This window comes from Streptococcus sp. HMSC073A12, assembly GCF_001812815.1.
Lineage (GTDB): Bacteria > Bacillota > Bacilli > Lactobacillales > Streptococcaceae > Streptococcus > Streptococcus vaginalis.
This window is the reverse complement of the sequence record NZ_KV810550.1, coordinates 1-24471: the sequence shown is the minus strand read 5'-3', so window position 1 is coordinate 24471 and position 24471 is coordinate 1. Positions and strand designations below refer to the sequence as shown.

Genomic DNA, 24471 nt, shown 5'->3' with positions numbered 1-24471 from the left:
CTCATGCGTTGGTTCGAATCCAGCTACCCCAGTTTAACTTTGCCGGCGTGGCGGAATTGGCAGACGCGCTGGACTCAAAATCCAGTGTCCGCAAGGACGTGCCGGTTCGACCCCGGCCGCCGGTATTGCTTGAGTTTAGAAAAAGTCTTGATACACAAGGCTTTTTTTGATGTTTTTCTTTATCGTACCCCAAATTGTACCCCAATTATAGTCTATCCATGATAGATTCTACCTCTTTGAACTCTTTATCAATTCTTTCTGTCATAGTATGACCATATGCCTTTATCAACATTTGGATATCTTTATGACCTAAAATTTTAGCCACAACTCCCATATCTATATGACTATGAAGTAAATATGAGCCATAAGTGTGTCTAAGTCCTTGTTCTAGACCATAGTGAAAGAAGAGAAATTTCTCTTTGTTTTTATTTGTAGTAATGAGTTTATTCTTTTTCGTTCTTTTATCATGTTAGGCAGAACAGTAACTGTTTTATCATCTATTGGTACTGCTCGTATGGAGTATCATTTTTTGCTTTCGTCCCCCCATGTCGCAGTGTTATATCTTCTATGTGTGTATAAATAATGGTCTTCTAACTTTGTATCATCATCAGTTATATCACTTGCTTCTCCATACCTCATGCCTGTTTTAGCTATGATATATAGAACATGATATATAACTGTTGTCTCATAATCTAATTTTTCTTCCAGATAGTTTACTAATCTATCATAATCCTCAACACTATGAATATATTTTTCCTCGTTTTTTTGAGTTTCCTTTCCTGCGAAGCGTTCTACGTTACTTGTGAAATCATCAAGAACTATCTTATCAGATTGCACTAATTGTATAGTTTTTCTAATTGTTGAATTGATTCTACTTAAGTAATCATATCCAACAGTTTCCCCATGGATATTCATGGTTCTTTGATATTCTGTCGATTTTATATCAACTATTGCTTTATCTTCAAATAGTTTTTTTATTGTTTCTCCATAAATCTGCTAATTTTTCTTTATAACTTCTTTTTAAGTCTAACTTTTAAGACATACCAAGTTTGATATAATTCAAGTCAATGTTTGTTACAATTTTCTTTTCTTCCTTAATTGATTTGTGATCTTATCTAGATCAATTAGAGTTTAAAAATTGAAAATTTGTAGTTGTTAGTCTCGTCTTCGAAAGGTTTCGACAATCCAATAGGCTGTTGAAGTAGTGAAGGAAGCAAACGAAGCTTTTAGTTTGAGTAGTGTTCGTCCAAGTTTGAAAAGCGAATGGTGTTGAGATTTGCTTTGCAAGCAACGTTAGCGATTTTTGTAAAAAGCAAGGTCGTACTTTGTGATAACTATATTGGGAGGAAAATATTTTTAAAAAAGTATTTACTTTGACCTAAGGGGAGGGTTTATAATGAGATTTGTAAGGAGGAAATGATGTATCAAATCAAAGAAGCTGCGCAGCTTTCAGGTGTTTCTGTCAAAACACTGCATCACTATGATAAAATAGGTTTGCTTGTGCCGCAAAAGTCTGAAAACGGGTATCGCCTTTATAGTGAAGTAGATTTAGAGCGCCTGCAAATTATTTTATTTTACAAATATCTTGGATTTTCTTTAAAGAAAATAGCAGAGCTGCTAAGTCAGGAAGAGCAGGAACTATTGCCTCACTTGAACAAGCAATTGCAGTTTTTGCAGCAGGAAAGGGAACATTTGGATACCTTGATTTCCACCTTACAAAAGACAATTCAAGCTCAAAAAGGAGAAAGAAAAATGACGACACAAGAAAAATTTGTTGGATTTACCTACGAAGATCATGCAAATTATTATCATCAAGCGGTTGAAACATACGGTCAAGAAGTAATGGACGATTCTCGTGCACGACAAGTTGGCAAAGAAACTGAGATGACGGAAGCATTTAACAAAGTTTTTCGCAATCTAGCTAACAATATGCAAAAAGGTCTAGCTGTGGAAGCACAAGAGAATTTATCAGAAGACGAGCAGTTATTTCAAGCAATGAATACCTATGCCTTTGATTGCTCTCTGGAAGTTTTCGCTTTTATCGGAAAAGGCTATGTGGCAAATCCAGAATTTAAGAAAAATATTGACCAATTTGGAGTTGGAACAGCCCAATATGTAGCAGATATTATCCACATCTACGTTACACAAGCAAAATAAAAAATAGGGCAGGTGCCAACATGTTCTGCATGGTAGCATCTGCTCTATTTTTAGTATTCCACACTTCCAGCGACCCAGCCAGTACAGAGAGCGACTGTAATATTAAATCCACCAGTATGAGCATTGATGTCCAGCACTTCGCCAGCAAAATAAAGCCCAGGAACTAGTTTGCTTTCTAAAGTCTTGGGATTGATTTCCTTAAGACTGACACCGCCTTTGGTCACAAAAGATTTAGCTAGAGACATTTTGCCGGTAATAGGAATTGGTAGAGCTTTGAGTTGTTGAATGAGCTCTTCTTTTTCTTTTCCAGTCAATTGTTTGCCTTTTTTAAGGAATGGCTGCGCGAAAAAGTCTGCCAGACGTTCAGGAAGTAATTGTTTGAGGCTATTTTTGAGCGATTTTTCTCGGTTATTTTCTAAAAATGCTGCCAAATCTTCCGCAGAAAACTGTGGTAAGACATCTAAATAAATGGTTTCACCGCCTTTGAGGAAACTGGAGAACCGCAATGCGGCAGGACCTGACAAGCCGAAGTGGGTAAAAAGCAAGTCATGGGTAATGATGTGTTTATTATAACGAAGGGTGACATTGGCTAATGAAATCCCCTGTAAAGCCTTGTGTGGAAAATCTGTCAAAAGTGGGCTTTCTGCAGCTTCTAACTCTGTTATTGTATGGTTGAAATGGCGCGCAATCTCATAGCCAAAGCCAGTAGAGCCAGTTGAGGGATAGGATTTTCCACCTGTTGTGACAATCAATCGATCGCAGCTCCAAATGCGCTCACTTGACTTGATGATAAAGTAATCCGCATTTTTCTTTACAGAAACCACTTCCGTCTGGGTCATGATGGTGACGCCTAGCTCCTTCATTTTCCGTTCTAATGCTTCAATAATTGTAAAAGATTTATCTGTTGTTGGGAAAACTCGCCCGTGATGCTCTACTTTGAGTGCAACACCATTGTCAGTGAAAAAATTCATAATGTCATGATTGTCAAACTGGGAAAAGACGCTGTAGAGAAAGCGCCCATTTTCTGGTATGCCAGCTAATAAATCTTCTAAAGTGCCGTTATTCGTCACATTGCAGCGTCCGCCACCAGTTCCAGCGAGCTTCTTACCCAAGCGTTTATTTTTTTCTAAGAGCAGTGTCTTTTGTCCATGAAAGGAGCTGGAAATAGCAGCCATCATACCAGCTGGTCCTCCGCCTATCACGATTGTATCAAAATGGTTCATTGTGCTTCTTTCTTTAAATGAATATGTCAAATTTATTGTATCATAAATGTGATGAAATTCCTTGAAATCCAGAGCGAATTTGACAGTTAAGCCTTGATATGATAAGATTTAGGTATATATCTAGAAAAAGTTTCAGAGGAAATTATGGCAATTGAAAAGACAGTCAGCGAGCTAGCCGAGATTTTAGGGATTAGCCGTCAGGCGATGAACAATCGGGTCAAAACTCTTGCGCCCGAAGATACCGACAAGAATGAAAAAGGGGTCACCGTTGTGACGCGCAGCGGTTTGATAAAGCTGGAAGAAATTTACAAAAAGACGATTTTTGAAGATGAACCGGTCAGCGAAGATGTCAAGCAACGTGAACTCATGGAAATTTTGGTAGATGAGAAAAATGCAGAAATTGTGCGTTTGTATGACCAGTTAAAAGCAAAAGATGCTCAATTAGCTAAAAAAGATGAGCAATTGCGCGTGAAAGATGTGCAAATTGCTGAAAAAGACAAGCAATTAGACCAGCAGCAGCAATTGACTGCTAAGGCCATGAGTGAGCGTGAAACTTTGCTATTAGAATTGGACGAAGCTAAAGAAAAAGTGCAAGCACAAGAGCAGAAAGGTTTTTTTGCAAGATTGTTTGGACGATAGAGAGAATCTCGGTTGAAGAAACTGAGATTTTTTTATAGAATGAAAGATGTGATGAAAGAAAAAGTCGCAAAAAATATCAATATTCTTGCTTCTTTTTGCGGGAAGCGAGATTTACCAGAATTAACACAGAAAGCTTTAGAAGATAAATATAGCCTAAAACAGGCTGATGTCAGGGTGCTGTTTAGTAGGAGTATTCTAGTGGGTGGAGATTCCGACAGAGGTCAGAATAGCTTTTGAAGCATTAAAACAAGATTATGCTGACTTAATCCGTCTTATGCTGCGGCAGGTACTTTGCTTCGTCAGACGGGTTAAATTTCTGTCGTATAACAATGTAGTTGGAGTGTTGTCTAGTCATCCTCTAGTTACTCTGGCTTTTATCCTCTTGTTTTTAGCCAATCTGTTGGTCGCTTATGTTCAAATCACACTTCTTTTTTTAGGAGCGCACAATCTATTGACTCAAGACAAGCGAACCCTCTTGAAGTTTACCAAGAAAACCATAGCAGACAGTTTACTCATCTTAAAGCAGGCACGTCCTAGTAAAATCTTGTTTGTCTTGCTCTACATCGCTCTGCTCTTTCATTTTCTCCGAAAAATCCTCAAAATTTACTATATAAACAAGATTTTAGTTCCAAATTTTATCTTAACTTATTTGAAAGAGACGTATTTTTGGGGGTGCTGTCGTCCTGCCCCTACTTGTATGGCTGATGTTATTGATTGCGGTCAAGCTGATGTTCGCCTTGCCCAAAATCTTTTTTGAAAATTCTTCCGTAAGAGAAGCGGTGCGGTTCAGCTTAGAAAAGACCAAAAAACGAACTTTCTTTTATTCTTGGCAGTTGTTTTGGATTGTGACCAAGACTTTTCTCTTTTTTTTGGAATGGCTCTTCCTCTCTTTTTTTACAGCATGTTGCAGACGGTCATTCCAATCAAGTGTCAACGATTGCTGGTGTGATGAATTATGTGTTGCTGAAGAATGCTCACTATCTGATGTTGAGCTATTTCTTGATTAAATTTGTTTCTTTTCTGACTGAGCAAGGTTTGGCGGATTATCCGCGGAGGAAGTTCGATCGCGTTTTGCGCTGGCTTGTGATTTCCATTGCTTCTATATTCTTTGCTGTGGAAGGTTATATGTATCTCATTTTTCCATTAGAAACGGTTCCTGTTACGATTTCTCACCGAGGAGTGTCGCAGGAAAATGGTGTACAAAATACGATTCAGTCATTGGAAAAGACGGCTTTGCTGAAACTAGATTACATTGAAATGGATGTACAAGAAACAAAAGATGGTCAATTTGTCATGATGCATGATGCTAATCTTTTCAATTTGGCGGGTGTCAATGCAAGTCCACAGGATTTGACCATGGCAGAACTAACTGCTTTAGATGTTTCAGAAAATGGCTATCGGACCAAAATTTCCAGTTTTGATGCGTATCTCAAACGTGCCAACGAATTGGGACAGCGGTTGCTCATTGAAATCAAAACCAGCAAAAAAGATTCTTCGGATATGATGGAGCGCTTTTTGAAAAAATATGGCCCAACGATTAAAAAGTACGGTCATCAAATGCACTCATTGGACTATTGCGTGATTGAAAAAGTTGTGAAATACGATGCTAGCATTAAAAGCTTTTTTATCCTGCCTTATAATACAATCTTCCCACGAACCAAAGCCAGTGGTTATACTATGGAATACTCCACACTAGATGAAAACTTTGTTTCTAAGTTGTGGCAAGCAGATAAATTGCTCTATGATTGGACGGTCAACGATGTAAATAGCATTGCAAAATCTTTCCGCTTGAATGTTGACGGTATCATAACGGACGATGTTCAACTGGTACAAAGTTCCATTAAAGAGCTAAAAGACAATCCAAAATATACAGACTTACTCCTTAATAAAGCCTTTGATTTCTTTAATTTTACATAAAATAGCCCCCTCTTAGCAATGAACTAGGAGGGGGTGAGTTTTTTGAGATTTGTTTTAAAACGGCATTTTACCTGCAAAGGCACCTAATTTTTTATTAGTTGCGGCATCAATTTCTACGAGGGCAGCGTTGATAGCTTGGGTTGTCATGTCAGATAAAGTTTCTAAGTCTTCTGGGTCAACAACAGCTTCTTGGAAGTCGATTTTGACGACTTTTTTGTCACCTGTAAGAGTTGCGACCACGAGATCTTGAGCGGATTTGCCAACAAATTCTGTCGCCACAAGCTCGGCTTGCCCTTTTTCCATTTGTTTTTGCAATTTTTGTGCTTGTTTCATCATTGATTGCATATTCATCATTGTTTTGGTTCTCCTTAATTTTCAAACATTAACATCTTATTTTACCATATCTGGCACATCTAAGCTAGAGTTTGCTAGGTCAATGGTCAAATGATAGTCGGTATTATCGCGGACGGTGTGCTCAAAGTCGGTTGTGTAGAGGACAAGGCGAAGTGTATCGCCTATTTTCATTTTGTAAATGGTTGGTTGCAATTCAAAAGAAAATTCTAACCATTGGTCTGGTGTGACTTCTTCAACTGTTAGCAAATCGTTGCGGTTTTGCAGATTGAGAAATCCTTTTGTCACAACGCGATGCGGTGTCTCTTTGAAAGGTAATTCCATTAAATGATCCAGCATATAAACGCGACCATTGTCCATGACTTTTGGTGTAAGGACGCCAGGAATTGGGGTGAGGCGTTTAGCTTGCCCAAGATCTAATAGCTGTGCAGAAATCAAGCCTTTATCGGTACTGGATTTTAGGCGCAGATTGAGCTTAGCGGGACCGTTAAGGAAAAGGTCTTTTTCTAAGGTGAAGTCAACGGTCACTTGATTGACTTTTCCGTCAAAGAGTTCATTTTTGAAGGTTTGATAGGTCTTGCTGAAACGCTTGTAGTCTGTATCAGAGTAAGCATTTTGAATATCTTGAGTAGTACTACCTAGATTGAAATGAGTGTAGTGCTCTTGATTGCCGAAATTCTTTAGTGACAGCCAGCTTTGTGCTTGACTATTGTCTTGCCAGATCACAGTTGGCAATTCAAAGTGGGAATTGTAGCCCAGCAGTTTCTTGCTGAGAAGTGCATTCATAGATTCACGAAAGTCAATGGATTGCCAATTGTTCATGTAAATGTGAGCGCCGTTGTGGAAAAATAAATGTTTTTTGATGTCTTGTGGCAGGGCGTGGAACATGTTGTACACATTGAGCGGCTTGACATTCCAGTCTTGGGAGCCATGAGTGAAGACGACTTCGGCTTTGACCTTGTGTGCGTGAATCAGATAGTTGCGGTCATGCCAAAATTGATTATAATCACCCGTTTCGCGCTCCAAGTTTGCTTTTAATGTTTTGAGGCTCTTTTGATACTCGACATTGTGACGAAGACGTTCGCCCGCTAGAAGATTGCGTGAGTAAGTTAATTCTGTCAAAGAGTCAAAATCTTCACCGGGATAGCCACCGGGGCTCGTCACTAAGCCATTTTCACGATAGTAATTGTACCAAGAAGAAATTCCAGCTTCAGCAATAATGACCTCAAGACCATCTACGCCAGTCGTAGCCAGTCCATTTGACAAGGTTCCAAGGTAAGAAATTCCTGTTGTAGCAACCTTTCCATTGGACCAAGTGGCTTTGATTTCTCGCTGTCTGGTATGGTCTGTGAACGCACGGCAACGACCGTTGAGCCAATCAATAACGTTTTTATAGGCTTCAATTTGATAATAATCTCCGCTGGTCATGAGGCCTTCAGAGTCCTTGGTTCCCACACCCGATACATATAGATTAGCAAAACCGCGTGAAAGCAAATAATCATTGAGCGTGTAAGTACCGATATGACCGAGTGTTTCTTCTGATTGCTCCACCAATACTGCTTGGCCTTGTGGTTCAACCAAGCAAACTTCAGAGTCATGGATGGTGATTTTTTCGGTCTCTTTTTTAACCAAATTCACATTCATGTTATAAAGTGCTTTGTCGCTGGCTTTGTCGTTGGTTCCTTGGTGATAAGGGCTAGCAGTCATGACAGCAGGAATTTGTCCATCAAAATGAGGACGAATGATGCTGACCTTAATCAAATCAGGCAGCTCATCTTCATCGGTATCCACACGCGATTCCACATAGACCACTTCGCGGATAGCATTATGGCTAGTAAAGGTCGCAAGACTTTTACCATTGAAATAGTGGTAGGTATTGTCTTCAGGGATCAAGCCGTCGCTCACTAGTTTATCAATCAAGAGATTGCCGTTTTTGGTGCGTGTGTTGAGCAATTGATAGAGATTTTCGAGTAGATTTCCATAGGTAATGGGAAAGTTTATGTCCTTGCGGAATGTTTTTACTTCATCAAAGTCAACAAAGGGCACAAATTCCAGTAATTGAAAAGCAATCGTATAAAAAATCTCTGCTGTCAATTCTTGCTTGGACGTAAAAAAGCTGAGTAAGTCTGTATTTGAATTGGCAACCAAAGACTTTAAAGCATAGTCTGTATTTTTATAATTAAAAAAAGTTCTACGTACAAAAGTTTCTAAATTTTCTTTATCAGAATGCTCTGGGCGGAAAGAAAATCCAATGCTTTCCATTTCAGCTAGGATTTTTTCGCTTGTTTCTGGTGTATAACTATACTGGTTGTAACGCATATTTTTACTCCTTTTTTACATTTTGTCAAAAAATAACCTTTACATTATACATTGTAACTGATAAAATAAGATTTGTCTAAAAATTTTTTAATTAAAGAGGAGAACAAAAATGGATGTCACATGGATTGTGAAATATATTACAGAGTTCCTTGGAACGGCAATTCTCATTATTTTGGGGAACGGGGCTGTTGCCAACGTTGAATTAAAGGGAACCAAAGGTCATCAAAGCGGCTGGTTAGTCATTGCAGTTGGTTATGGTATGGGGGTTATGATTCCTGCTCTTATGTTTGGAAATGTATCAGGGAATCATATCAATCCTGCATTCACACTAGGACTTGCGATTAGCGGATACTTCCCTTGGGCACAAGTTGCGCCTTACATTATTGCACAATTATTGGGAGCGATATTTGGACAAGCGTTAGTAGTAGCAAGTCACCGCCCTTACTATTTGCAAACAACAAATCCTAATGCGATTTTGGGATCATTCTCAACTATTGTAAATACGGATGACGGAAGCAAGAAATCACATGCTGCTTCTATGATAAATGGTTTTGTCAATGAATTTATTGGTTCATTTATCTTGTTCTTTGCAGCAATGGCTATGACCAAAAACTATTTTGGTGCAGAAGTTGTTAAATATGCTGCTACTCGTGGAGTGGATGCTACTCAAATCCAAGGAAAAGTTGCAATTGGTTCTCACATCAATGCCGGACTTGCTGTTGCCCACTTAGCACTTGGTTTCCTTGTCATGGCATTGGTAACGTCACTTGGTGGTCCTACAGGTCCAGGTTTGAACCCTGCACGTGACTTAGGTCCGCGTATTCTTCATTTCCTTCTTCCAAAATCAGTTCTTGGTAAGCACAAAGGAGATTCAAAATGGTGGTATGCTTGGGTGCCAGTCGTATCTCCAATTCTTGCCGGTATTGCTGCAGTAGCACTTTACAAGATAATTTATGGATAAGTTGTCAAAAAAGAAACGGTTCGTTACGAGCCGTTTTTTGATAACGAAGAGATAAGATTGAGCGAAAAAATAGATAAGTGACTAGACGCTTGCTAAGATAAAATACTATACTAAAGAGTAAGGATAACAACAGTAATGGGAGTGAGACAGCAAAACTGATTTTTTTCAAAGTAGCAATTTTTGTCTCATTCCTACCTTTTATTTGGGAGAGATGAAATGGAATTAGATAAACTAAGTGGGAGACGGACTCTATTGTTCGGTATTTTGGCGATTCTTTTTGGCGTTATTATTATTGCAAACGGTGTTGATTTTGCAAAATTTGCCCTAGATTTATTGGTCATTTACTTTTTATTTGTTGGAGTTATCAATCTTTTTTTCCGTTTCTTAGTGAAGCAAAATCGTATCAGTCTTGGTTCTGCCCTCCTCCATGTTTTGGTAGGGCTGGTTGTTGGCTTTCTTAACCGTGCCAGCAATCTGCCAGTCAATATTGTCATTATTATATTGGGCTGTTATCAGCTGTGTACAGCGGCAATCTATGGTATTACATATCTTCTTTATCGGCAGAATAAGTTAAAAGGTGGTTTTCGTTATCTTTTTGATACCTTTCTCTATGGTGGGATTGGCCTGACACCTGTCTTTTCTCCCAGCATGGACGGTAGGATGCAATTTTTGATTATTGGTATTTATCTGATATTACTAGGCTTTTCTAACGTTCGAGACGGTCTTATGTTCAACACCGATGTGGAGAAAAAACAACTTCGACGCCGTATTCGGATTAACCTGCCTATCATTATCGCTGCCTTTTTCCCAGCAGAGCAACTGAATCGTTTTAATCGTTTTTGGCAAGGTGAAAAAAGGAAACCACAAAAGGTTTATAGTCGTGTCCGAGACGAGGAAAAGCCCATTGACTTAGAGGTGCTGATCCATACGTCAGACCAGAATCTTTTTGGGATGATTGGGCATGTTGATATTTGCTATAAAGGAAAAGTTGTTTCCTATGGTAGTTATGATATTTTTTCAGAGCGTTTATTCGGCACGATTGGAGATGGTGTCTTGTTTAAAGTAGATAAAGATGCTTATATTGACTTGTGCAAAGAAGAAAGCAAAAAAACCTTGTTTGGCTATGGTTTATCTCTGACTGATGAACAGAAGCGCGCTGTGGAGAAGCGGTTGGCTGAGATTGATGAGTTGCTGGAAGTCTGGAATCCACCAGCAGATTTGAAAGATGGTAAGCGCACGTACGCTTATAAGTTGAAGCATGAGTTGGGTGGTCGTTTATATAAGTTTAAAACAAGTCGTTTTAAGACTTATTTTATCTTGTCTACCAATTGCTGTCTGCTAGCCGATAGCATTATCGGACAGGCTGGAACAGCCATTTTAGATATGCGTGGGATTATTGCGCCGGGAACTTATCAGTCTTACCTTCAATATGAATTTGAGTCGGCAAATGAGCTGGTAGTGGCACAAAATATTTATCAGTAATAGCACAATTTGTTCTATTTTTACATAAATATTTGTAAAATACACAAAAATTATTTAAAATAGAAAGGCTTGGAGGAATTTATGTGTTCAACAAATAAAAGTGTAAATACGATACCAGTATTAAAAATCAATAATCGAAAAAACAATCTCGCATTTTATTGTCAAACTTTAGGAATGAAAAATTTGCTAGAGGAAGGAGCTTTTGTCAGCCTTGGAGATCAGACAAAAGTTGAAAAATTGCAGCTAGAGGAGTCGCCCAGTATGCGCACTCGCAAAGTTGTTGGGACTAAGAAATTAGCGAAAATTGTCATCAAAGTAGCCAATCCACGAGAAATTGAAGCACTTTTAGCGCGTGGCAGCAAGGTAGATTATCTTTACCAAGGTGATAATGGCTATGCTTTTGAAGCAACTTCACCAGAAGGAGATAGATTTTTGCTGCATAGCGAGAAAGACTGGACAGCCTTACAGAGAGTGATGATAGCACCAGCATTTGCGCCATTAGAGGATTTTGTTGGGCTCAGTCAATTTACTATAGAGCAGATTCATATCAATGCTCCAGATAAGGAAAAAGCAGTCACTTTTTATCAGGAATGGCTAGGAAATCAGTCTATTCTAACATTCTCACAAGCAAGCGGACCAGATTTGCTGACGGAGAGTACTCAAACTTGGGATTTGGCAATGGTTAAATTTACAGTTGAGCAATTTGATGTGGAAGCATTACGTGATTTATTTCAAGGAAGAGAAAATTTTATACCTAAATCGGGCAAATTTTTCCTGACCAAAGATGAGAGCCAAATTGAAGCTTGGATTGAAGCGGTATGAGTTCAAGCAAGATACTCTCAAAAGTCGGAGAACAGATAGCACAACAAATCTATCCTGGAGCTAGCTTAGCTTTGTATACTCGTGGAGAGTGGCAAGAATATTATCTTGGTGAGAGCAATCCTGAGCGAGGTGAGAAGACTCAAGCAGGACTGGTCTATGACTTAGCGAGTGTCAGCAAGGTTGTGGGTGTCGGAACGATTTTGGCTGTTCTATTCCATGAGGAAAAACTAGATTTAGATGCACCGCTAACACAATATTATCCCGCTTTTCATGACAATTCTGTCACGGTAGGTCAGCTGGCTGCTCACACATCAGGGCTAGATCCCTTTATCCCCAATCGAGATGCACTCAATGCGGTCGAATTGAAAGAGGCGCTAAATCATTTGAAAGTGCTTGATAACAAGCATTTTCGTTATACTGATGTAAATTTTTTGTTGCTAGGTTTTATGGTAGAAGAAATTTTTCATTCTTCTTTGAGTGACATTTTTGAGCGGAAAATTTTTCAGTCTTGGGGTATGAAAGAAACAACGTTTGGACCTGTTGCGCAAGCGGTGCCAACGGTTCGCGGTGTGAAGGCGGGAGTTGTACATGACCCCAAAGCGCATGTGTTGGGCAGACATGCTGGTAGTGCAGGCTTGTTTTCGACAGTTCGGGATTTGGAGCTCTTTTTGGAGCATTATTTACAGGATGACTTTGCAGCAACTTTGACAAAAAATTTCTCAAAGGAGATTGGAAAAACACGCAGTCTTGCTTGGGATTTAGACAAAGAGTGGTTGCAGCACACAGGCTATACTGGAACGTTTATTATGTTTAATCGTTTACAGCAGAAAGCGGTCATCTTCCTTTCCAACCGAACGTATGAGAAAGACGAACGTGCACAATGGATTTTAGACCGCAATGAGCTCATGGATTTGATTAAACAAAATCTGTAAAATGAAGACAGTTAGGATAAGAGCTGGATTTCCTGCTCTTTTCGCTGTTTTAAAAGTTGAAATAAATTAGTTTGGAATATAAAAGGAATTGACTACTAACGATCGCTTTTTTCTATGAATTATATTAAAATAATAGATGAAGTATTGTGATGTAGAGAGAATATGACAAAAAAAGTAGGTGTCGGTCGGGCACATAGTAAGATTATTTTGATAGGGGAGCATGCCGTTGTCTATGGCTACCCTGCTTTGGCTCTACCTTTAACTAATATTGAAGTGACTTGTCGCATTTTGCCGTCAGATCATGCGTGGATTTTGTATGAAGAAGATACTCTTTCTATGGCGGTTTTTGCTTCTTTGGAATTTCTAGGGGTGCAAGAGGCTTATATTCGCTGTGAGATTGAGTCCATGGTGCCTGAAAAACGCGGAATGGGTTCTTCTGCGGCAGTGAGCATTGCTGCGATTCGAGCTGTTTTTGATTATTATGAACAGGAGTTGGATAGGGAAACTCTGGAGATTTTAGCAAATCGGGCAGAGATGATTGCCCACATGAATCCGAGTGGTTTGGATGCTAAGACTTGCTTGAGCGATCATGCTATTAAATTTATTAAAAATGTTGGTTTTTCAGAGTTTGAGACGAATCTTGGAGCTTATCTTTTGATTGCAGACACAGGGATTTATGGACATACACGAGAAGCGATTCAAAAGGTGGAAAGTATTGGAAGAAGGGCTTTGCCACATTTGCATCAGCTTGGAAAATTAACCAATGAAGTTGAAGAAGCTTTGAAAGTAAAAGATTTAGAGAGAATCGGGATAGCCATGTCAGAAGCTCACCTCAGCTTAAAAAATCTAGACGTGAGTTGCCCTGAAGCCGATTGGCTTGTTGCTACAGCGCAAGAAAATGGAGCACTTGGTGCGAAAATGAGTGGTGGTGGTCTAGGTGGCTGCATTATCGCTCTAGTGGCGAGCAAAGAAAAGGCTGTCAGTTTGGCTGATTTATTGAGGGAGAAAGGAGCGGTAAACACATGGATCGAAAGTCTGTAAAGGTGCGGTCTTATGCCAATATTGCCATTATCAAATATTGGGGTAAGAAAGATACTGTCAAGATAATTCCTGCAACGAGCAGTATTTCTTTGACCTTGGAAAATATGTACACAGAAACAACTCTGTCTAGCTTACCAGCGAGTGCTCAGTCAGATGAATTTTATATCAATGGTGTTCTGCAAGATCAAGCTGAACATAAAAAAATGCGCAATATTGTAGATCGTTTTCGCCCTCAAGGAGCTGGATTTGTACGCATTGATACAAAAAATAATATGCCGACAGCAGCGGGGCTTTCATCTAGTTCAAGCGGTTTGTCTGCGCTCGTTAAGGCTTGTAATGACTTTTTTGAATTGCACTTGTCCACAAAAGAGCAAGCACAAAAAGCAAAATTAGCTTCTGGGTCTTCCTCACGGAGTTTTTATGGACCGATTGCAGCTTGGGACAAGGATAGCGGAGAGATTTATCCAGTAAAGACAGATTTGAAATTAGCGATGATAATGCTGGTTTTGTATGATCATAAAAAGCCGATTTCAAGTCGTGAGGGAATGAAACGCTGTGCAGAAACCTCCACGACATTTAGTGATTGGGTGAGACAGTCCGAAGAAGATTATAAAGCCATGTTGACTTATTTGTCTAACAATGATTTTGCTAAGGTGGGAGAATTAACAGAAAAAAATGCGCTTGCCATGCATGCTACCACTCAGACAGCAACGCCAGCGTTTTCTTACCTGACCGAAAAAAGCTATGAAGCAATGGACTTCATCAAACAATTACGCAGTCAAGGAGAGCACTGCTATTTCACCATGGATGCAGGACCAAATGTAAAGGTTTTGTGTTTAGAAGAAGATTTGGAACATTTAGTACCAATATTTGCTGAAAGATATCATCTCATTGTTTCTAAAACGAAGGAATTACCAGATGACTAAGACAGTAAGAACATGTGGGAAATTATATTTAGCAGGAGAATATTCTGTCTTGACGGCAGGGCAAGGAGCGATTCTGAAAAATATTCCGATTTATATGACGGGAAAAATTCATTTTTCTGAACGTTATCAGTTGTTTTCAGATATGTTTGACCATACTGTGGATTTGACACCTGATGATGAGTACAGTCTCATTCAGGATACGGTTGCTGTTATGAATGAGTTTTTACAAATTCGATTCATTTCACTACGTCCCTTTTTCTTAACCATTACTGGAAAAATGGAGCAAGATGGAAAAAAATTTGGTCTTGGCTCTAGTGGGAGTGTCGTAGTTTTAACCATACGAGCAATAACAGCCTTGTATGGTCTGGCGTTATCTGCTGAGGAAACCTTTAAGCTGGCAGCCTATGTCCTTCTTAAACGTGGGGACAATGGCTCAATGGGAGATGTGGCTTGTATCGCTTATGAGGACTTGATTTATTACCAATCTTTTAATCGAAAAAAAATAGCAGAGCAGATCAATGAGCTTCCTTTAGAAAAGATAGTGACACAAGATTGGGGATACATTATCCGGACAATCCATCCACAGCTTCCATGTGATTTCCTCGTGGGCTGGACGAGAGAACCAGCTATTTCTAGCGTTCTCATCAATCAAGTCAAAGCAAAAATCTCATCAAGCTTTTTAACACAAACGCAAGAAGAAGTCCTTCGACTGGAGAAAGCGTTGTTTGTTGGTGAGAAAGAAATTGTGAAGCAAAGTCTAGAAAAAGTTAGTTGCCTCCTGCTGCAACTGAGCCCTGCTATTTATAATGAAAAATTGAGAGCTTTAAAAAGGTCTAGTCAAGGATTGGACTGTGTGGCAAAAAGCAGCGGTGCTGGCGGTGGTGATTGTGGCATAGCCTTGTCTTTTGATTCCGAAGCCAGTCAAATCTTAGTGGAGCGTTGGCAAGCGGCAGGAATCGAGGTTTTATATAAGGAGAGGTGGGATAGATGAGCCGAAATCGTAAAGATGAACACATAAGATATGCGCTTGAGTACGATTCGCCTTATAATAGTTTTGATGACATGGAGCTTATTCATTGCTCGCTTCCTAAGTATGATTTGGGCGAGATTGATTTGACGACGCAGTTTGCAGGCAGAGATTGGGAATTTCCGTTTTACATCAATGCTATGACAGGTGGAAGTGAGAAAGGGAAAGACATCAATCAGCGCTTGGCACAAGTTGCAGAAGCTTGCGGTATTCTTTTTGTCACAGGATCTTACAGCGCTGCCTTGAATAACCCAACAGATGATTCTTATGCTGTCAGCAAAGGCAAGTCCGACCTGCTCCTTGCAACGAATATTGGAGTGGATAAGCCGTATTCCTTAGGGCAGCAGGCAATCACAGACCTTCACCCTCTTTTTTTGCAAGTGCATGTCAATCTCATACAAGAATTGCTCATGCCAGAAGGAGAACGTTCTTTTAAAACTTGGCGAGCACATTTAAAAGACTATGCAGAGCAAAGTTCAGTTCCAGTAGTATTGAAAGAGGTTGGCTTTGGTATGGATTTGGCAACGATCGAAATTGCTTATGACCTCGGTATTCGAACGGTTGATCTTTCTGGTCGTGGCGGAACGAGCTTCGCTTATATTGAAAACAGACGCGGCGGCAATCGAGACTATCTCAATGATTGGGGACAATCTACGCTTCAAGCCTTACTAAATGCTCAGCCGATGATGGATAAAATGGATATTTTGGTGAGTGGTGGCGTACGGCAGCCGCTTGATATGGTGAAGGCTTTTGTGTTAGGAGCTAAGGCTGTAGGACTTTCACGCACCATGTTAGAATTGATTGAAACGCATTCGGTGGATGAAGTCATCACGATTGTAAACGGTTGGAAAGAAGATTTGCGCTTGATTATGTGTGCACTTGGTTGCCAAAATTTGAGAGAGCTAAGACAAGTGCCTTATCTTTTGTATGGACGTTTGCGAGAAGCACAAGGTCAACTAAATAAAGAAATCCGATGAGTTTTTTCACTTATCGGATTCTTTTTTTCTATGATTTTTGACGAATGTTTTCTAAAATTTCTTGTGCTCTTTTGAGACTAAAATGTTTCTCAGAAACGAGCTGAGAAATCAGAGGAGCGATTTCTGTATCCTTAGCTCCTGCTAAAAGAGCTAGAGATTTGGCTTGTAGCTTCATGTGACCGTGCTGAATGCCGGTGCTGACCAGCGCTTTTAGAGCCGCAAAATTTTGCGCTAAGCCGATAGACGCAATAATACTGGCGAACTCTTTTGCGGTTGGTTGTTTTAGCAAATCGAAGCTAACTTCCACCGTAGGATTGAGCCCAATGGAACCCCCTTTTGTAGCAATAGGGAGCGGGAGAGTAATCTCTCCGCAGAGCGTTTGAGTGGCTTCCTTGATTGACCAAGTAGTCAATCCTTGATAGGAACCATTTCTACTAGCATAGGTATGCGCGCCTGCTTCAATCGCCCGCCAGTCATTTCCTGTCGCTAATACGACAGCATCAATTCCATTGAAAATGCCTTTGTTGTGGGTGCTGGCGCGATAAGGATCTTGCTTGGCAAATTGGCTTGCTAACACTATTTTCTTAGCAATATCAAGGGCTTCTGACTTATTTCGGTCGAGAAAACGGATATCAATTTCACAGGTGGCAGTTACTAAGGCTTCCGTTGCATAATTTGATAGAATTGCCATCAAGCTTTCACCGCCAGTCAACTCTTCTAATGGTGTTTTCAACGCTTCTAGCATGGTATTGAGGATATTGGCTCCCATAGCTTCTTGGGTGTCAACTGTTAGATAAACGACTAAAAATTCAGCTTCGCCATTTAGCCATTCTACACGTAAATCGCATGCGCCGCCACCGCGGTTGACAATCGATGGGTGTGATTGATTGGCCAATTCTAATAACTCTTGCTTGTGGTTTTGGATATTTTTTATAGCTACTTCAATATTTGCTACTTGATAGAGAGCAACTTGTCCAATCATTTGGCGATTGTGAATAGTCGTTTTGAAGCCCCCAGAGCGCTTAATAATTTTTGCTGCAAAGCTGGCAGCCGCAACGACAGAGGGCTCTTCTGTTACGAAAGGTACTTGATAAACTTCCTCGTCTACCACAACATCAGGAACGAAAGAGTAGGGCAGAGCAAATGTCGCCAGAACATTTTCGCTCATTTGGTCGGCTGTTGAGAGAGGGAGCATGTGATTATGCTCAAGGTTTGTTTGATTATCCTCGTTTAGTAAGTGATAGTCTTTTAAAATTTGCAAACGTTCTTGAAGCGATTTTTTTGAAAAGCCCGTCCAACTTATTTTCATATTATTTTTCCACCTTGATATATCTGCGTTGGTGCTCAACAATTTCTGCTAAAGCAAAGTCTTGATTTTCATAGTTCGTAAAGCTGGCCGATCCATTTTCATCCAGACTTGCTTCTTCAAAAAATATTTTCTCGTAATCTGGAATGCTTAAAGGCGTGCGCTTGTTGAGTATTTCCATACGATTGGTTTCAAGCTGTTGCTCAAAGCCTGCTACGAGCTGCCCACTAAAGATTTCTGATACAGCTCCGCTTCCGTAGCTAAAGAGCGCAATGCGGTCACCTGCTTTGAGTGTTGTACTATTTTCAAGCAGGGAAAGGAGACCTAAAAAGAGAGAACCAGTATAAATGTTACCTACTTTTTGGCTGTAAAGAATGGATTGCTCAAAATTTTCTTGCAGTTGTGCTTGTTGCTCGCTTGGCAAACTCTTATCCATAATCTTTTTCATACCCTTTAAAGCTAATTTAGGATAAGGCAAATGGAAGCAAACTGCTGCAAAATCTTTTAAGGACACTTGATTGTGCTTTTGGTACTCCGCCCAAGTTGTTTTTAGACTGTCTAAATACTGTTGTGTAGAATACATGCCATTGACAAACGGCGTTGTCGAATAATTTGGCCGCCAAAAGTCCATAATATCTCGTGTTTGAGCAACATTGTCTTCATTAAAACTGAGAATCCGTGGATTACTTGTGATGAGCATAGCCACTGCTCCAGCTCCTTGTGTTGGCTCTCCTGGTGTCTCAATACCGTATTTGGCAATATCGCTTGCAATGACCAACACCTTTGAGTTAGGGTGTTTTTCGACGTGCAACTTCGCATAATCTAGTGCAGCAGTAGCGCTATAGCAAGCCTCTTTCATTTCAAAACTACGCGCAAAAGGCTGAATTCCGAGTAGACCATGAACAAAAACAGCAGAAGCCTTACTTTGGTCAATCCCAGATTCGCTGGCTACGATGACCATGTCAATAGCTTGCTTATCTTCTTCGTTCAAAATAGACGCTGCTGCACTCGCTCCCATGGTTACAATATCCTCTGTGACAGGGGCGATACTAATTTCTTTTAATAAAAGTCCCTTACTTAGTTTTTCTGGGTCAATGTTACGTGCGGCTGCTAAATTTTCTAATTTTAATACATAATTGGCTGTTGCAAAGCCAATTTTATCAATTCCAATGTTCATCATTACCTCTATATATTTTTCGGTTTGATACCAAACTTATTCTATTCCATTTTATCATAATTAAAGTGGAAACTGAGAAAAAAGCCTTCTTACGAAAAGAAAGACTTGGGACATTTTCAGGAGTTATGTCGAATTATGAGGAGCGATGCTTTTGCAGATAATGGTAGAGTCTGAGCACCACCGTACCACTTGCCATTCCAATTGAAATGACCAAGGCTAAAATCACCACCAAGGTAGCATTAATCATAGCATGACTATAATCTCCAGTGACAAAAAAGGCCGTTGTACGATAAGAAAGATAGCCCGGAACCAATGGAGCTAAAATGGCTAAGATAAAGACGACAGCAGGGGTTTTATAAAGAATGCTCAAAACTTGACTAATGCAAGATCCGATAATAGCTGCGATAAACGTAGCAATAATCACATTTGTTGGACCTTTTAATACATAATACAAAAGCCAGATGAACATTCCAAGGATTCCTCCTGGAATGAGCATTCTTTTTTGAATATTTAAAACGATTAAGAACATTACAATTGCAAGAAAACTTGCTGCAGCTTGTAGTAAGACAGTCAATGGCTTCACCTTTTATTTCATTAAGACGAGAGCTACGGAAGTGCCAGCTCCGAGTGCCAAAGTGATCAACAGCGTTTCAAAGATTTTGCTCATTCCGGAGTTGAGATGATTGGTCATCAAATCACGCACGGCATTGGTCAGAGCAATACCGGGAACAAAAGGCATGACAGCACCAGCGATGATTAAGTCCGCACTGGAAGGAAAGCCAGAATAGCGCGCCCAGATCTGTGCCAGCAGACCAAAAATAAAAGCTCCGGCAAAAGCTGTGACAAAAGGAATGCGCACGTATTTATTGACCGAAAGAGAAAAGGCAAAGCCAAAGAAGGTCGCAAGAGCAGCGCCGAGCGCATCATAGAGATTGCCACCAAACATTATAGAGAAAAAAGGGGCACTAATAGTAGCAGCAAATGTCAGTTGCCTGTTTGTGTAAGGTGTCTTTTTCTTTTTTAGCTGAGTTAATTTCTCAAAAGCATCTTCAAGACTGATGTCCCCGCTAACCAGTTCACGCGATACTTGATTGACATCGCACACTTTTTCGATATTGTAATTTGAATGAGTAATGCGTTTCATACGCGAAATATTGGTGTTTTCAATTGAAAAGAAAATGGCAACTGGCATTGCGAGTGCATTACAATCCATAATTCCTTGAGAATGAGCAATCCGAATCATGGTATCTTCAACCCGATAAATTTCAGAACCACTTTGAAGCAGAAGCGTACCTGCTAACATCAGGACATCAACGGTTAGATTAAATTTGTCTTCCCTTTCTACATCTTTTTTCTCCACCATTTTTACACCCTTTTCTTTTAATTAACAATACCTCTATTATAGCATAAAAAAGAAGAAAACCAGCTGGAATTTCCAACTGGTTTTTGAGAATAGAATTGAATTAGCTAAGGGCATCATCCATTGAAAGCACTTCGTGGAAGACACGTTGAGTCAATTCAGTTTTTTGTTCTTTAGTAAGGTATTTGGTATTGACACAGTAACCTGAGATACGAACGATAACATCTTCACCATTCATAATCTTATCATAGACATCCTTCAAGTCCATAACGTTCAAGTTGACGTGCTGTCCTCCATTTTCAAAGTAACCATCAAGAATCGTTACCAAGTTATCTACTTGTTCTTCGCGCGTTTTACCAAGAGCACGAGGTGAAACTTGTGTCGTCAATGAAATACCGTCTGCTGCATAACCAAAGTCAAGGCTAGCTAGTGAGTTGAGATTTTGCAACCAACCACCACGAGCTTTGTTAGAAGGGTTTGCACCTGGTGAGAAGAATTCCAATTTAGACAAGTTAACACTGCCGTCTTCATTGAGATAAACCCCTTTGTGAACTGGAGAGTTACCAGTTTGTTTAGAGTAAGCAACGTTTGAAGTGATCGTCAAGAGTGATACAGTTGCTTCAGCGTTCTTGTAAAGTCTGTGGCTACGAAGACGAGTTGTGTAGGCTTCAATCAACCATTCGGCTAATTCGTTTGAGCGAGGATCGTCTTCACCCCAACGTGGATATTCGCCAGTAGTTTCGTAGTCGTAGATATAACCATTTTCGTCACGGATTGGTTTGACTGTCGCATACTTAATAGCTGACAATGTATCAACTGTATTGGCAAATCCACAGATACCAAATCCCATATTAGCACGTTGATGGGTTGGTAAGAAGGCCATTTGAACAGCTTCGTAGTTGTACTTGTCTGTCATGTAGTGAATGATGTTCAAAGCATCTACATAAGTGTCTGTCAACCAATCAAGTGATTTTTCAAAGTTTGCCTTAACAGATTCAAATTCAAGTACTTCGTCGCTGATAGGGTCAATATCAAATACTTTGTAATCTTTATGAACATCATCGTAACCACCGTTAAGACCTGTAAGAAGAGCTTTTAACACGTTTACACGAGCACCGAAGTACTGGATGTTGTGACGTTGGTCTTCGTTTTCTGGGTCAAGTGGTGATACACAGCATGAAATACAACTCATTTCACCATAGCCATCTTTCGCCATTGTTGTTACACCTTCGTATTGGATAGAAGAGTGTTTGTGACTCATGTGCATGCAGTAATGACGGAATGAGTAAGGAAGTTTATCTGTCCAAAGAACTGTCAAGTTTGGCTCTGGTGAGTTACCGATATTGTCAAGTGTATTCAAGAAACGGTAGTCCATTTTTGTCACACGGTGACGACCATCATTTCCCATACCTGCCATAGATGTTGTGATGAAGGTTGGGTCACCTGAGTAGAGTTGATCGTATGCTTTTGTACGAGCAAATTTTACAGTACGAAGTTTCAAGACGAAATCATCAACAAATTCTTGGATTTCTGATTCTGTGAAAGTACCACGAGCAAGGTCGCGTTCTGCATAAATGTCAAGAACGATTGGCACACGTCCAAGAGAAGTAGCAGCACCATTTACGACACGGCAGACAGCCATGAAAGCGACATTCACCCATTGGATAGCTTCTTTTACATTCATTGCAGGTCTACGAACATCAAGTCCGTAAAGGTCACCCAGGCGGACAACTTCTTTCAATGATTGGTATTGAAGGTTGACTTCTTCGCGAAGACGAATAGTTTCTTCATCAATGTCTGTCAAAGCATTCCAATCTTCGACTTTTTCTGCCATCAAGTAATCTGCACCGTAAAGAGCAAGACGTGCGTAAACACCAATGATACGTCCACGTGAATAAGCATCTGGCAAACCTGTTACAGTGTGTGCGTGACGTGCACGACGGATATTTGTTGTGTAGGCACGGAAAATACCGTCATTTACAGTTGTTACGTATTTTGTGAAGATTTCATGCATCTTAGGATCTGGTTCATAGCCATGTTCCTTCAAAGCAGTTTCCGCCATACGGATACCACCTTTTGGCATGAAGTTTAATTTGAACAATTCATCATTTTGGATACCATAAATCAATTCATTATCTTTGTCAATGTATCCAGCTGGAATATCAGCGATTGAAGTAGCACGTGTATCCATTGGGAAACGTGTTTCTTCATAATGTGCTTTTGTATCTTCGATAATTTTTTTAATGTGAAGAGAGCGTTCAGTTGGACCAGCTAAGAAACTTTCATCTCCGTCATAAGGAGTGTAGTTTGCCTGTACAAAACGAGATACGCTAGCTTTTTCGCGCCAATCTTCCCCTTTGAAGCCTTCCCAGGCTTTGTCAAAAACATCCTGTGCTTCGACAACAGTTTTAACAACCATGTTTTTTTCCTCTTGTATCTTTCTAGTAACACAAATCTGTTACATTTATAAAACAAGTATATCATATAGTAATCGTTTCCACAAATGAAACCTGGCCATAAAAGCACTTTCTTTTATAATACAGATTAAAAAATCAGCGTAAATTGTATTATATTTTTGAAAAAATCAGCATATTTTCAAATATTTTGGAAAAAATGATAAAAATTGTATAATGGAGGAAAGAAAAGAGTCAAGAAAGGAGCTGTATTGATGTTAATTTTTCCCTTAATCAATGATACGTCTCGGAAAATCATTCACATTGATATGGATGCCTTTTTTGCCTCCGTAGAAGAAAGAGACAATCCAGCACTAAAAGGCAAGTCGGTTATCATCGGAGCTGACCCTCGCTTGACAGGCGGACGAGGCGTTGTTTCGACTTGCAATTATGAGGCACGAAAGTTTGGTGTTCACTCAGCCATGAGCTCCAAAGAAGCTTATGAGCGTTGTCCACAGGCGATTTTCATTTCGGGAAATTATGAGAAATATCAGGCAGTCAGTCAGCAAATTCGAGCCATTTTTAAACGATATACAGATGTGATTGAGCCAATCAGTATTGATGAAGCCTATCTGGATGTGACCAAAAATAAGTTAGGTATGAAATCTGCTGTCAAGATAGCCAAGCTAATCCAGCATGAGATTTGGACAGAGCTTCATTTGACCAGTTCTGCTGGTGTGTCCTACAATAAATTTTTGGCAAAAATAGCTAGTGACTATGAAAAACCTCACGGTTTGACGGTTATTTTGCCAGAAGAAGCAGAAGCTTTTCTCTCTCAAATGGATGTGGCAAAGTTTTACGGTGTTGGAAAAAAGACGGTGGAAAAGCTGCATGATATGGGCGTTTACATAGGAGCAGATTTATTAGAAATTCCTGAGATGACCTTGATTGACTTGTTTGGCCGATTTGGATTTGACCTTTATCGCAAGGCAAGAGGAATCAGCAATTCACCAGTAAAAGTCAACCGTATTCGTAAGTCTATCGGCAAGGAAAGAACTTATGGGAAATTGCTCCATAACGAAGACGACATAAAAAAGGAGCTGACCCTTTTATCACAAAAGGTAGCTCGTAGTTTAAAAAAGCATGGAAAATCTGGTAGGACGATTGTTCTGAAGATTCGCTATGCGGATTTTTCAACATTGACAAAAAGGCAGAGCTTAGCGACAAGAACGCAAGATGCGGAGCAGATTGAGCGCATTGCACATGAGATTTATGATAGCTTGGACGAGCAGACAAAAGGTGTGCGTCTTTTAGGAGTGATAGTGACAGGATTTGGGATGTAAAAAAGTTTGGGATGGGGAGTTCCAAACTTTTTGGGCTCTATAATTTCTGTAATGGGTAACACTACTGCAGAGATTATGGAGTTATTTTTCTACCATTTGTCAAGCAATTCAATGTTTT

19 protein-coding genes, 1 tRNA gene and 3 pseudogenes are annotated in these 24471 nt (G+C 39.9%); 14 read left to right on the top strand and 9 right to left on the bottom strand.

The window, feature by feature from the left end; all coding sequences use genetic code 11:
* Window positions 1-41 precede the first annotated feature (41 nt).
* A tRNA-Leu gene (locus tag HMPREF2876_RS07550) sits at window positions 42-125 on the top strand.
* Between the two features lie 80 nt (window positions 126-205).
* Here the strand turns inward: HMPREF2876_RS07550 and HMPREF2876_RS10515 are convergent.
* Window positions 206-1055 (bottom strand): annotated as a pseudogene (locus tag HMPREF2876_RS10515) (site-specific integrase); the annotation flags it as partial.
* A gap of 364 nt (window positions 1056-1419) precedes the next feature.
* On the opposite strand from HMPREF2876_RS10515, the gene HMPREF2876_RS07540 reads away from it, so the two are divergent.
* Window positions 1420-2157, top strand: coding sequence for a MerR family transcriptional regulator (locus HMPREF2876_RS07540; RefSeq protein ID WP_070584601.1), 738 nt, complete (start codon window positions 1420-1422; stop codon window positions 2155-2157).
* Window positions 2158-2207: 50 nt separating this feature from the next.
* Here the strand turns inward: HMPREF2876_RS07540 and HMPREF2876_RS07535 are convergent, their stop codons facing one another.
* The gene (locus tag HMPREF2876_RS07535; RefSeq protein ID WP_070584599.1) at window positions 2208-3380 is read right to left on the bottom strand and encodes an aminoacetone oxidase; all 1173 of its coding nucleotides are present in this window, start codon (window positions 3378-3380) and stop codon (window positions 2208-2210) included.
* A gap of 144 nt (window positions 3381-3524) precedes the next feature.
* Between HMPREF2876_RS07535 and HMPREF2876_RS07530 the strand changes: the two genes are divergently transcribed.
* The 3 genes and pseudogenes from HMPREF2876_RS07530 to HMPREF2876_RS07520 all read left to right on the top strand — a co-directional run.
* On the top strand, window positions 3525-4019 hold the full coding sequence (locus tag HMPREF2876_RS07530) for a DUF536 domain-containing protein (RefSeq protein WP_003027119.1): 495 nt from the start codon (window positions 3525-3527) through the stop codon (window positions 4017-4019).
* Between the two features lie 39 nt (window positions 4020-4058).
* Window positions 4059-4229: pseudogene (locus tag HMPREF2876_RS07525) on the top strand (YdcF family protein); the annotation flags it as partial.
* A 69-nt stretch (window positions 4230-4298) separates the two neighbouring features.
* A pseudogene (locus tag HMPREF2876_RS07520) lies at window positions 4299-5936 on the top strand (glycerophosphoryl diester phosphodiesterase membrane domain-containing protein); the annotation flags it as partial.
* A 54-nt stretch (window positions 5937-5990) separates the two neighbouring features.
* Here HMPREF2876_RS07520 and HMPREF2876_RS07515 read toward each other — a convergent pair.
* Both HMPREF2876_RS07515 and HMPREF2876_RS07510 read right to left on the bottom strand, forming a co-directional pair.
* Window positions 5991-6290, bottom strand: a complete 300-nt coding sequence (locus HMPREF2876_RS07515) for a YbaB/EbfC family nucleoid-associated protein (RefSeq protein WP_070584597.1) — start codon at window positions 6288-6290, stop codon at window positions 5991-5993.
* Window positions 6291-6326: 36 nt separating this feature from the next.
* The gene (locus HMPREF2876_RS07510; protein ID WP_024053177.1) at window positions 6327-8606 is read right to left on the bottom strand and encodes a Xaa-Pro dipeptidyl-peptidase; all 2280 of its coding nucleotides are present in this window, start codon (window positions 8604-8606) and stop codon (window positions 6327-6329) included.
* A gap of 109 nt (window positions 8607-8715) precedes the next feature.
* Between HMPREF2876_RS07510 and gla the strand changes: the two genes are divergently transcribed.
* From gla to fni, 8 genes are all read left to right on the top strand, one after another.
* Window positions 8716-9567, top strand: coding sequence for an aquaglyceroporin Gla (gene gla, locus HMPREF2876_RS07505; RefSeq protein WP_024053176.1), 852 nt, complete (start codon window positions 8716-8718; stop codon window positions 9565-9567).
* A gap of 216 nt (window positions 9568-9783) precedes the next feature.
* Window positions 9784-11049: a hypothetical protein gene (locus tag HMPREF2876_RS07500; protein WP_070241493.1), complete on the top strand. Its 1266-nt coding sequence runs from the start codon at window positions 9784-9786 to the stop codon at window positions 11047-11049.
* A gap of 81 nt (window positions 11050-11130) precedes the next feature.
* Window positions 11131-11871, top strand: coding sequence for a CppA N-terminal domain-containing protein (locus HMPREF2876_RS07495; RefSeq protein ID WP_024053175.1), 741 nt, complete (start codon window positions 11131-11133; stop codon window positions 11869-11871).
* Window positions 11868-12803 carry a serine hydrolase domain-containing protein gene (locus tag HMPREF2876_RS07490; protein ID WP_024053174.1) on the top strand — a complete coding sequence of 312 codons (936 nt, stop codon included), beginning with the start codon at window positions 11868-11870 and terminating at the stop codon, window positions 12801-12803. Before HMPREF2876_RS07495 ends, HMPREF2876_RS07490 begins: the two co-directional genes overlap by 4 nt.
* A gap of 162 nt (window positions 12804-12965) precedes the next feature.
* The gene (mvk, locus tag HMPREF2876_RS07485; protein ID WP_070584595.1) at window positions 12966-13844 is read left to right on the top strand and encodes a mevalonate kinase; all 879 of its coding nucleotides are present in this window, start codon (window positions 12966-12968) and stop codon (window positions 13842-13844) included.
* Window positions 13826-14770, top strand: a complete 945-nt coding sequence (mvaD, locus tag HMPREF2876_RS07480; protein ID WP_024053172.1) for a diphosphomevalonate decarboxylase — start codon at window positions 13826-13828, stop codon at window positions 14768-14770. The genes mvk and mvaD overlap by 19 nt, the downstream gene beginning before the upstream one ends.
* Entirely contained in the window at window positions 14763-15761 is a 999-nt protein-coding gene (locus tag HMPREF2876_RS07475) for a phosphomevalonate kinase (protein WP_024053171.1), read from the top strand. Before mvaD ends, HMPREF2876_RS07475 begins: the two co-directional genes overlap by 8 nt.
* Entirely contained in the window at window positions 15758-16774 is a 1017-nt protein-coding gene (gene fni, locus HMPREF2876_RS07470; RefSeq protein ID WP_024053170.1) for a type 2 isopentenyl-diphosphate Delta-isomerase, read from the top strand. The genes HMPREF2876_RS07475 and fni overlap by 4 nt, the downstream gene beginning before the upstream one ends.
* A gap of 28 nt (window positions 16775-16802) precedes the next feature.
* Here fni and HMPREF2876_RS07465 read toward each other — a convergent pair whose 3' ends face one another.
* The 5 genes from HMPREF2876_RS07465 to pflB all read right to left on the bottom strand — a co-directional run bounded on the left by HMPREF2876_RS07465 (window position 16803) and on the right by pflB (window position 23036).
* Window positions 16803-18083 (bottom strand): hydroxymethylglutaryl-CoA reductase, degradative, encoded by a 1281-nt coding sequence (locus HMPREF2876_RS07465; RefSeq protein WP_070584593.1) that lies wholly within the window; start codon window positions 18081-18083, stop codon window positions 16803-16805.
* Window position 18084: 1 nt separating this feature from the next.
* On the bottom strand, window positions 18085-19257 hold the full coding sequence (locus tag HMPREF2876_RS07460; protein ID WP_024051457.1) for a hydroxymethylglutaryl-CoA synthase: 1173 nt from the start codon (window positions 19255-19257) through the stop codon (window positions 18085-18087).
* Between the two features lie 133 nt (window positions 19258-19390).
* Window positions 19391-19840 (bottom strand): threonine/serine exporter family protein, encoded by a 450-nt coding sequence (locus HMPREF2876_RS07455; protein ID WP_101749897.1) that lies wholly within the window; start codon window positions 19838-19840, stop codon window positions 19391-19393.
* 3 nt (window positions 19841-19843) lie between these two features.
* Entirely contained in the window at window positions 19844-20620 is a 777-nt protein-coding gene (locus HMPREF2876_RS07450) for a threonine/serine exporter family protein (RefSeq protein ID WP_024051455.1), read from the bottom strand.
* A gap of 100 nt (window positions 20621-20720) precedes the next feature.
* The gene (pflB, locus tag HMPREF2876_RS07445) at window positions 20721-23036 is read right to left on the bottom strand and encodes a formate C-acetyltransferase (protein ID WP_024051454.1); all 2316 of its coding nucleotides are present in this window, start codon (window positions 23034-23036) and stop codon (window positions 20721-20723) included.
* A 249-nt stretch (window positions 23037-23285) separates the two neighbouring features.
* Between pflB and dinB the strand changes: the two genes are divergently transcribed.
* Window positions 23286-24353, top strand: coding sequence for a DNA polymerase IV (gene dinB / locus HMPREF2876_RS07440; RefSeq protein WP_024051453.1), 1068 nt, complete (start codon window positions 23286-23288; stop codon window positions 24351-24353).
* Window positions 24354-24471 lie beyond the last annotated feature (118 nt).

Bases quoted from the DNA above. Each gene is read 5' to 3' on its own strand.
- HMPREF2876_RS07540 (WP_070584601.1), top strand. From the start codon at position 1,420: ATGTATCAAATCAAAGAAGCTGCGCAGCTTTCAGGTGTTTCTGTCAAA.
- HMPREF2876_RS07535 (WP_070584599.1), bottom strand. From the start codon at position 3,380: ATGAACCATTTTGATACAATCGTGATAGGCGGAGGACCAGCTGGTATG.
- HMPREF2876_RS07530 (WP_003027119.1), top strand. From the start codon at position 3,525: ATGGCAATTGAAAAGACAGTCAGCGAGCTAGCCGAGATTTTAGGGATT.
- HMPREF2876_RS07515 (WP_070584597.1), bottom strand. From the start codon at position 6,290: ATGATGAATATGCAATCAATGATGAAACAAGCACAAAAATTGCAAAAA.
- HMPREF2876_RS07510 (WP_024053177.1), bottom strand. From the start codon at position 8,606: ATGCGTTACAACCAGTATAGTTATACACCAGAAACAAGCGAAAAAATC.
- gla (WP_024053176.1), top strand. From the start codon at position 8,716: ATGGATGTCACATGGATTGTGAAATATATTACAGAGTTCCTTGGAACG.
- HMPREF2876_RS07500 (WP_070241493.1), top strand. From the start codon at position 9,784: ATGGAATTAGATAAACTAAGTGGGAGACGGACTCTATTGTTCGGTATT.
- HMPREF2876_RS07495 (WP_024053175.1), top strand. From the start codon at position 11,131: ATGTGTTCAACAAATAAAAGTGTAAATACGATACCAGTATTAAAAATC.
- HMPREF2876_RS07490 (WP_024053174.1), top strand. From the start codon at position 11,868: ATGAGTTCAAGCAAGATACTCTCAAAAGTCGGAGAACAGATAGCACAA.
- mvk (WP_070584595.1), top strand. From the start codon at position 12,966: ATGACAAAAAAAGTAGGTGTCGGTCGGGCACATAGTAAGATTATTTTG.
- mvaD (WP_024053172.1), top strand. From the start codon at position 13,826: ATGGATCGAAAGTCTGTAAAGGTGCGGTCTTATGCCAATATTGCCATT.
- HMPREF2876_RS07475 (WP_024053171.1), top strand. From the start codon at position 14,763: ATGACTAAGACAGTAAGAACATGTGGGAAATTATATTTAGCAGGAGAA.
- fni (WP_024053170.1), top strand. From the start codon at position 15,758: ATGAGCCGAAATCGTAAAGATGAACACATAAGATATGCGCTTGAGTAC.
- HMPREF2876_RS07465 (WP_070584593.1), bottom strand. From the start codon at position 18,083: ATGAAAATAAGTTGGACGGGCTTTTCAAAAAAATCGCTTCAAGAACGT.
- HMPREF2876_RS07460 (WP_024051457.1), bottom strand. From the start codon at position 19,257: ATGAACATTGGAATTGATAAAATTGGCTTTGCAACAGCCAATTATGTA.
- HMPREF2876_RS07450 (WP_024051455.1), bottom strand. From the start codon at position 20,620: ATGGTGGAGAAAAAAGATGTAGAAAGGGAAGACAAATTTAATCTAACC.
- pflB (WP_024051454.1), bottom strand. From the start codon at position 23,036: ATGGTTGTTAAAACTGTTGTCGAAGCACAGGATGTTTTTGACAAAGCC.
- dinB (WP_024051453.1), top strand. From the start codon at position 23,286: ATGTTAATTTTTCCCTTAATCAATGATACGTCTCGGAAAATCATTCAC.